Consider the following 1,659-nt stretch of genomic DNA (forward strand, 5'->3'; position numbering starts at 1 on the left):
CTGGCTGGAGTTCGAGATCGACAAGCGCGACAGCGTCGGTGTGCGCATCGACCGTAAGCGCAAGCAGGCCGTCACCGTGCTTCTCAAGGCGCTGGGATGGACCAGCGACCAGATCCTCGAGCGGTTCGGCCAGTACGAGTCGATGCGGGCGACCCTGGAGAAGGACCACACGGCCGGTCAGGATGACGCGCTGCTCGACATCTACCGCAAGCTGCGTCCGGGTGAGCCGCCGACCAAGGAGTCGGCGCAGACCCTGTTGGAGAACCTGTACTTCAATCCCAAGCGGTACGACCTGGCGAAGGTGGGCCGCTACAAGATCAACAAGAAGCTCGGGGTCGACTCCGAGATCACGCAGGGCACGCTCACCGAGGACGACCTCGTCACGATGATCGAGTACCTGGTCCGGCTGCACGCGGGCGAGACGTCGATGGGCGAGACGTCGATGGGCGAGACGTCCATTGGCGAGGTCGTCGTGGAGATCGACGACATCGACCACTTCGGCAACCGGCGTATCCGCAGCGTCGGCGAGCTCATCCAGAACCAGGTCCGCCTGGGCCTGGCCCGTATGGAGCGTGTCGTCCGCGAGCGGATGACCACCCAGGACGTCGAGGCGATCACGCCGCAGACCCTGATCAACATCCGCCCGGTGGTGGCGTCGATGAAGGAGTTCTTCGGCACCTCGCAGCTCTCGCAGTTCATGGACCAGATCAACCCGCTGGCCGGCCTGACCCACAAGCGGCGCCTGAACGCGCTCGGCCCCGGCGGCCTGTCCCGTGAGCGGGCGGGCATGGAGGTCCGTGACGTGCATCCGTCCCACTACGGCCGGATGTGCCCGATCGAGACGCCCGAAGGCCCCAACATCGGCCTCATCGGCTACCTCGCCTGCTTCGGCCGCCTCAACGCCTTCGGGTTCATCGAGACCCCGTACCGCAAGGTCGTCGAGGGCAGGGTCACCGAGCGGATCGACTACCTGACCGCCGACGAGGAGGACCGTTACATCATCGCCCAGGCGAACTCGCCCATGACGGAGGACGGCGGCCTCACCGACGCCCGCGTCCTGGTCCGCACCAAGGGCGGCGAGGCCGAGTACGTGCCCTCCCGCGACGTCGACTACATCGACGTGTCGCCGCGCCAGATGGTCTCGGTCGCCACCGCGATGATCCCCTTCCTGGAGCACGACGACGCCAACCGGGCCCTGATGGGCGCGAACATGCAGCGCCAGTCGGTGCCGCTGATCAGGAGTGAGGCGCCGCTGGTCGGCACCGGCATGGAGTACCGTGCCGCGGCCGACACCGGCGACGTCGTCAGCGCCGGGAAGGCCGGTGTGGTCGAGGAGGTCTCCGCCGACCTCATCACCGTCCTGAACGACGACGGCACGCGCACCGCCTATCGGGTGGCCAAGTTCAGGCGCTCCAACCAGGGCACCTCCTTCAACCAGAAGCCCATCGTCGCCGAGGGCGACCGGGTCGAGGTCAACCAGGTCATCGCCGACGGCCCCTGCACCGACAACGGTGAGATGGCGCTCGGCAAGAACCTCCTCGTGGCGTTCATGCCATGGGAGGGCCACAACTACGAAGACGCGATCATCCTGTCCCAGCGTCTGGTCCAGGACGACGTCCTGTCCTCGATCCACATCGAGGAGCACGAGGTCGACGCCCG

The 1,659-nt window shown here is 66.8% G+C and carries 1 protein-coding gene; it reads left to right on the top strand.

Annotation, left to right across the window (positions count from 1 at the left end; genetic code table 11):
- On the top strand, positions 1–1,659 hold a 1,659-nt coding region (rpoB, locus tag IEZ27_RS53345), incomplete at both ends, for a DNA-directed RNA polymerase subunit beta (protein ID WP_189654307.1).

It is taken from the genome of Nonomuraea spiralis (genome assembly GCF_014648435.1).
Taxonomy (GTDB): domain Bacteria; phylum Actinomycetota; class Actinomycetes; order Streptosporangiales; family Streptosporangiaceae; genus Nonomuraea; species Nonomuraea spiralis.